This is a genomic window from Kitasatospora purpeofusca (genome assembly GCF_034043715.1).
Classification (GTDB): Bacteria; Actinomycetota; Actinomycetes; order Streptomycetales; family Streptomycetaceae; genus Kitasatospora; species Kitasatospora purpeofusca_A.
Map to the genome: position 1 here is coordinate 1 of NZ_JAXCLC010000145.1, position 6,195 is coordinate 6,195.

Sequence of the window (6,195 nt, forward strand, 5' to 3'; positions counted from 1 at the left end):
TGGTCGTAGGCGGCAGGCGCGGATGCTGTGCGACATACGGTGGAGCGATGACCTCGGGCTACTGGAACCACAACGTTCACTACCATCCGCTCGTGCTCGACGCCGTGCCGGACGGTTGCCGTACAGCATTGGACCTGGGATGCGGCGAGGGACTGCTGGTGCGCAAGCTGGCCCGACAAGCCCGGTCGGTGACCGGTGTGGACAGCTCCGCCGAAATGATCCGTCTGGCTCGTGCACACAGCGCGGGTCTGGGTGGGGTGACTTTCCTGGAGGCGGACTTCCTTGACGGGGCTTCGAGTGGTCCGCTTGCCGCAGGTACATATGACTTCGTCAGTGCCGTAGCGGTAGTTCATCATGTCGAGTTCGCACAGGCGGTCGAGGCCATGGTTCGCCTGCTCGCGCCTGGTGGACGTCTGGTGATCATCGGCTTGGCCCGCAACCGGACGCCGCAGGACTGGATCATCAGCGGCGCGGGAGTCCCGGTAGCCCGGTTCAACGCCCGCCGTCACGGGGGCAAGACCGACCCGGACGGCATGCCCGTCCAGATGCCGACCATGGCCTGGGGCGAGGTTCGCGGGGAGGCGAGACGACTGCTGCCCGGGCACCGCTTCCGTCGCCATCTGCTGTGGCGCTATTCGCTCGTCTGGGACAAGCCCGCCGGCGGGGCGAAATGAGTCATAACCGGGGAGTAGGGGCCGCTTCCGGGGATCGCCTGCGCGCGTGAGACGAGGGAGTCCAACATCAGTGTTCGAAGAGAGAGTTGGACTCCCTGGCGACCGCACTTCACGTCAAGACCGACGATCTATTGAAGGATTCGCCGCAGCTCGGCCCGTACTGCGGCGCGGTCAGGTGCGCTGCGGCGTAGGCGTAACCGGTGACCTCGCGTTCGCGGTCGAGGTCGCTGGGGCCGATCTTCACCTAGGCCGCTCGGGGGCCGGCCGTCACGCGCCGCACCCGGGAGCTGCTCCGGGGCCAGGAGCGGTCCTCGCTCGTGGCCAGGCCAGACCGGGCAGGTGGCCGGCGGCCCGGTCGCGCAGCTCGGGCGGGAAGGGCTTGGTGGTCATGGCCGTACGTCATCAGTCCGGCCTCGCCGTCGCCGGCGGACACGCCGAACCGACCGCTGTCGTGCCGTCCGTGAACCTCTCACCCACCGCACGACAGCGCCACCGCCGTTGGGAGTGGGAAGTCGGTGACGCCGACTTCCCACTCGCACTCCCACGGCTCGGTCACGGCGCGGCGGTCAGACAGCGGCCGCTCGGCGTTCGCGCAGGGCGGCGAGGCGGTGCTCCAGGGCCGTCCGGCAGGAGGGCCACTCCGCTGCCGTGATCGAGAAGATCGCCGAGTCGCGCAGCAGGCCCTCCTCGCCCGGGGCCCAGGAGCTGGACCAGTTCCGCAGCACGCCCTCGAAGGTGGCGCCCGTCTTCGCGATGGCCGCGCGGGACCGGCCGTTACGGGCATCGGTCTTGAGGTCCAGCCGGGAGACGCCCCAGACCTCGAAGGCGTGCCGGAACAGCAGGTACTTGGCCTCGGTGTTCAGTCCGCTGCCCTGGGCGGAGGCCGCCAGCCAGGTGAAGCCGACCTCGATCGCGAACAGCCCGCCGTCGGCCGGGTGGCGGCGCGGGTCCAGGAACGCCGTCGCCCCGACGGCCCGCCCCGTGGCCCGGTCCACCTGTGCGTACGGGACCACGAACCCGGTGTCGCGTCGGGCCAGTTGGGTGTCCACATAGGCGGAGAAGCCACCCGCCGGGGGCACCCAGGTGAAGCCGTAACCGCCTCGGTCCTCCTCCGCGGCGAGCGCCAGATCCGGTGCGTGGGCGTGTCCCAGTGGTTCCAGGCGGACGATCTCGCCCTCCAGCACGGGCCCTTCGAGCAGCGGCACCCCAACGGCGGAACCCACGGTTCCTCCTCGACACGATCGACGACAACGGCCCCGGCAGCCTCCCAGGACCCGCGCCCCGGCGCACCCGCATTTCGGGCGGGTGCCCCTCAGACGGGTGCGAGGCGCGTCCTCAGCAGGCAGAACTCGTTGCCCTCGGGGTCGGCGAGGACGTGCCAGCTCGCGTCCTGCGGCTGGCCGACGTCGACCGGTACGGCCCCGGCGGCCAGGAGGCGTTCGAGTTCGGCGTCCTGGTCGCGGTCGGTGGGGTTGACGTCGATGTGCAGCCGGTTGTTCCCGGGCTTCGGCAGGTCGGTACGGATGAGGAAGATCGTCGACTGCGCGCCGCCGAAGCCCTCGCGCGGGCCGATCTCGATGCAGCCCTCGGCCTCCCGGTCGAGCTCGACGAAGTCCAGGACCTCGCACCAGAACCGCGCCAGCACCTCCGGGTCGTGGCACTGGAGCACGATCTCACTGATCCGGCACGCCATGGACAGAACCCACTCTCTCGGGACGGGGAAGCACCTTCGCGGGAACTTACCAGCCGGACAGATCGGCGTCGATCGGATTCCGCGGGCAGCCGCCCGACCGCCGCCGGCAGCCGGGCCCGAGGTCCCGTCCGCGCAGGAAGTCGGGTGGGCCGACTCCCTGCGCGGACGGCGGAGTCGCCTTCGGCGCGGGGTCTGCGGTCGGGGGGCCGCTGCGCCGAGGGCTCCCGCACGGCCCGGTGGGGCGTGCCGTGCGCGGACCGGGCACCGCACCACCTGCCGGGGCGCGGCGTGGGCTCAGGGACGGAAGCGGAAGTGAAGGTGGGCGCGGGGGTGAGAGCCGGAGTGGGAAGTCGACCGGGCCGACTTCCCACTCCTGTCCCCCCGGCGGTCCGAAAGGCTGCGAGGCATCGAACGGCAGCGAACGGCAGCGGACGGCGAACGAAGGCGGGGGCGGCTCCCCCGTAGCCGCCCCGTTGGATCAGGATGCCGCGCAAGCGGCGGGTCGGGCTTGTAAAAATGCGCAGTCCGGTCAGCCGTGCCGCCCGACGTCGACGAACTCGATGGCGGTGGTGATCCGGCCGGCCAGGCGGTCGGTCGGCTCGGGCGCCCGCGCGGCCCGGCGGGAGGCGAAGAACGCGGTCGGCGGGCAGCCCACCATCGCGTGGAACGAGTGCACCAGGTGCGCCTGGTCGTAGAAGCCGCAGTGGTCGGCGATCCGGGCCCCGCCCCAGCCGGGCCGCCGTTCGTAGGTCAGCAGGGCGCGCTGCAGGCGGAGGATGTCGGCGGCCTGCTTCGGCGCCAGGCCCAGGTGTTCACGGAAACGCTGCTCCAGCCGCCGACGGCTCCAGCCGGTGCCGTCCACCAGCGTGCGCACCGAGGTCCGCCCGTGCGAGGCGCGCAGCTGCTCCCAGGCCCAGCTCACCGAGGGGTCCCAGAGCCGCCCGTCGGCGAACCGCGCGTCGAAGTAGGCGTCCAGCAGGGCGAACCGCGCCGACCAGGTCCGCGCCTCGCGCAGCCGGTCCACGAGTTCGCGCGGACCCGGGCCGGGGAAGGCCGCACCCGCCTCGATCCACCGGCCGTCCAGGTCGCCGAGCGCCGGGCCGAGGATGCGGTACGCGCCCTGGGGCGTGAGCGAGACGGCGAGGCCGTGCAGCCGGCCGCTGTGCTCGGCGACGGTGGCGGTGCGCCGCAGCCCGGCCAGGACGGAGCCGAAGGAGTCGGTGCCGGCGCCGGTGACGGCGTCGGTGAGCCGCAGCGATCCGTCGAAACCGACCGTCAGCGTCACCACGTCGGTGGGCACTTCCAGCCGACGGCGGGGCCGGTCCGACTCCAGCCGGTAGCCCCGGTAGCCGAGCACGTACTCGCGCAGCCTGGGCCGGGCCGCGCCGTACGCCATCTCGCACTCGCCGTCGACGAGGTCCAGCGTTCCGCTGCCGCGTTCCATGGGTGCTCCCGCATCGCAGAGACGAAGACTTTGGCGTGTCCACGATGCCATGGGGCCCGGACGGAACGAGGGCCGGATCACGCATGGGGCCCGGGCGGAACGAGCGCCGGACGGCGGGCGGTTGACCGGAAACAACTCCAACGAGCGGTTTGAGCGTTCACATACCGGGATGCCCGGGATTCGGCCCCGATGATGCTTCGGGTGCTTCGCCGACGAAGCGCCCGCATGAGCACATTCGCACACCTGAAGACCGATCCCCGAACGCCGATTCCCGAACGCCGACTCCCGAACACCTGCCCCCGAACCTGAGGAACGATGAAGCTCTTCCGCACCCTGCCCCTGCTGGCCTCGGCCGCCCTCCTGAGCACCCTCTCCGTGGCCACCCGGACGGAACCGGCAGCGGCCGCCGGCTCCTTCGTGGTCAGCGAGGCCCAGTTCAACAAGATGTTCCCGAACCGGAACGCCTTCTACACCTACGGCGGCCTGGTCGACGCCCTGGGCGCATACCCGGCTTTCGCCAACACCGGGAACGACGCCACCAAGCGGCGCGAGGCGGCCGCGCTCCTCGCGAACGTCAGCCACGAGACCGGCGGGCTCAGGTACGTCGTCGAGCAGAACACCGCCACCTACCCCCACTACTGCGACAGCTCGCAGCCCTACGGCTGTCCGGCCGGACAGTCCGCGTACTACGGGCGCGGACCGCTCCAGCTGAGCTGGAACTTCAACTACAAGGCGGCGGGCGACGCCCTGCACCTCGACCTGCTGCACGACCCGTACCAGGTGGAGCGGAACTCCGCCGTCGCCTGGAAGACCGCGCTCTGGTTCTGGAACACGCAGAGCGGCGCCGGGCGGACGACCCCGCACGACGCCATTGTCGACAACAAGGGCTTCGGCGAGACCATCCGCAGCATCAACGGCGCACTGGAGTGCGACGGCAAGAACCCCGACGAGCGCAACGACCGCATCAACCTCTTCCGAAACTTCACCGGCCTCCTCGGCACCGACGTCGGCGGCGGCAACATCTCCTGCTGAACCGGCGAGCGGCCGACGCGTGGGGACCGGCGCCGTCGGCCCCCACGCGCCGCACCCAGGGGTGGCGGCCGACGGCACCGTTACGGACAGGACACCCCCGGCCGGGCCGGCCGCGGCGGCGGGGCGGGCGGATGCGAGGGTGGGGGCGTGAACGAGACGATCATGGCCGCTGCCCGCGAACGCGCCGCCGGGCACCGGCGGCGGTTCGACCTCCGCTTCGAGGCGTACTTCGACGCCCTGCCGGAGCGCCTCGACACGCCCGCGCTCAGCCGCTTCACCCCGCGCTGCCTGGAGCTGCTGCGGGACCTCTCGCTGCGCGGGGGCAAGCGGCTGCGGGTCGCCCTGCTGTACGAGGCCGCCCGGCTGGTCACCACCGATCCGGTGCCCGGCCTGGCGGAGGCCGCGCTGAGCATCGAACTGCTGCAGACCCACGGGCTCGTCCATGACGACATCATCGACGACGCACCCCTGCGGCGCGGCGGCCCGTCCACCTACTACGCCTACCGCGAGGAGTTCCCGGCGGCGGACCGCACCGCGCTCGGCCTGGCCGTCCTGGCCGGGGACCTCGCCGCCTTCCTGTCGATGCGCGTCCTGCTGGAGGCGGACGTCCCCGCCGAACTGCGCCAGGCGTTGCTGGAGGTGCAGTTGGACGCCGGCGCCGAGACGGTGGCGGGCCAGATCGTCGACCTCGAACGCGACCTCCGGCGGATCCCGGACGAGGAGTTCCTGCACACCGTCTGCGAGTACAAGTCCACCCGGTACTCCGTGCTCGCACCGCTGCGGCTGGGGCTGCTGGCGGCCGGGGAGCGCCTCGGCGACGAGGAGGACGCCCGGCTGCGCCGCTACGCGATCCCGGTCGGCATCGGCGGCCAGCTGCGCGACGACTACCTGGACCTGTTCGGCGACGAGGACAGCACCGGCAAGTCCACCGGCGCCGACCTCCGCGCGGGGCGCCGCAGCTACGCCGTGAGCGCCCTGCTCGCGGCCGCCGACGAGGAGCAGCGGGCTCTGGTGGAGTCCGCGCTCGGCGATCCGCACTGCCCGGCCGCGACGGTCGAGCGGGTCCGCGAGCTGGCCCGGCGGCTGGGCGTGGACCGCAAGCTCCGGGCCGACATGCGCCGCTGCGCCGAGGCGGCTGCCGCCGAGGCCGGGACGTGGCACCCGCACTGGCGCGAGGAGGCGGTGGCCTTCTTCGCGGGCCTGCCGCTCGCGAACGTGGTCCGCCCGTAGCCCGGCATCCCCGGCCCGGAGCGCCCCGGCGGCGACGGACGCCTCGCGCCGGTCGCCGCCGGAGCTCCTGCGCCGGCACCGACGCCGGGGCCGTCGGGGCGGGGGGGCGCCCCGGCCCGCCC

The 6,195-nt window shown here is 72.6% G+C and carries 7 protein-coding genes; 3 read left to right on the forward strand and 4 right to left on the reverse strand.

Features of this window, described 5'->3' with window-relative positions; genetic code table 11:
- Nucleotides 1-47 precede the first annotated feature (47 nt).
- On the forward strand, nt 48-674 hold the full coding sequence (locus tag SM793_RS36115; RefSeq protein ID WP_320443376.1) for a class I SAM-dependent methyltransferase: 627 nt from the start codon (nt 48-50) through the stop codon (nt 672-674).
- A 267-nt stretch (nt 675-941) separates the two neighbouring features.
- Here the strand turns inward: SM793_RS36115 and SM793_RS36120 are convergent, their stop codons facing one another.
- From SM793_RS36120 to SM793_RS36135, 4 genes are all read right to left on the reverse strand, one after another.
- Nucleotides 942-1,064, reverse strand: a complete 123-nt coding sequence (locus tag SM793_RS36120; protein ID WP_320443377.1) for a hypothetical protein — start codon at nt 1,062-1,064, stop codon at nt 942-944.
- Between the two features lie 176 nt (nt 1,065-1,240).
- Complete coding sequence (locus SM793_RS36125; RefSeq protein WP_320443378.1) at nt 1,241-1,897, reverse strand: GNAT family protein; 657 nt, start codon at nt 1,895-1,897, stop codon at nt 1,241-1,243.
- A gap of 89 nt (nt 1,898-1,986) precedes the next feature.
- Nucleotides 1,987-2,367: a VOC family protein gene (locus SM793_RS36130; RefSeq protein ID WP_320443379.1), complete on the reverse strand. Its 381-nt coding sequence runs from the start codon at nt 2,365-2,367 to the stop codon at nt 1,987-1,989.
- A 529-nt stretch (nt 2,368-2,896) separates the two neighbouring features.
- Entirely contained in the window at nt 2,897-3,811 is a 915-nt protein-coding gene (locus tag SM793_RS36135; RefSeq protein ID WP_320443380.1) for a helix-turn-helix domain-containing protein, read from the reverse strand.
- 315 nt (nt 3,812-4,126) lie between these two features.
- Here SM793_RS36135 and SM793_RS36140 point away from each other — a divergent pair, with 315 nt between their 5' ends.
- The gene (locus tag SM793_RS36140) at nt 4,127-4,843 is read left to right on the forward strand and encodes a chitinase (RefSeq protein WP_320443381.1); all 717 of its coding nucleotides are present in this window, start codon (nt 4,127-4,129) and stop codon (nt 4,841-4,843) included.
- A 162-nt stretch (nt 4,844-5,005) separates the two neighbouring features.
- The gene (locus tag SM793_RS36145; RefSeq protein ID WP_320443382.1) at nt 5,006-6,073 is read left to right on the forward strand and encodes a polyprenyl synthetase family protein; all 1,068 of its coding nucleotides are present in this window, start codon (nt 5,006-5,008) and stop codon (nt 6,071-6,073) included.
- Nucleotides 6,074-6,195: the final 122 nt, after the last annotated feature.